The sequence below is a fragment of the Polaribacter sargassicola genome (assembly GCF_021991835.1).
GTDB classification, from domain to species: Bacteria; Bacteroidota; Bacteroidia; order Flavobacteriales; family Flavobacteriaceae; genus Polaribacter; species Polaribacter sargassicola.
Map to the genome: position 1 here is coordinate 1 of NZ_JAHDAU010000202.1, position 288 is coordinate 288.

At 66.3% G+C, this 288-nt stretch carries 1 protein-coding gene; it reads right to left on the reverse strand.

Annotation, left to right across the window (positions count from 1 at the left end):
• On the reverse strand, positions 1-288 hold a 288-nt coding region (locus KI686_RS17665; protein ID WP_237590400.1), incomplete at both ends, for an SDR family NAD(P)-dependent oxidoreductase.

Consider the following 288-nt stretch of genomic DNA (forward strand, 5'->3'; position numbering starts at 1 on the left):
TGCGACGTACGCCGACTTGAACGCGCTGGCGCGCAGCCCGTGCACGCTGGAGATGTTGATGATCCGGCCCCAGCCGCGCTCGTACATGCCCGGCAGCACGGCGCGGATCAGCAGGAACGGTGCTTCGAGCATGATCCGCTGGATCAGCCGGAAGGCATCAGGATCGAACTCGGCGATCGGGCTCACCCGCTGGATGCCGGCGTTGTTCACGAGGATGTCGGCCTGCAGCTCGAGGGAGTCGAGGGCTGTCGTGTCGGAGAGATCGACGACCCAGGTCTCTCCGCCGAC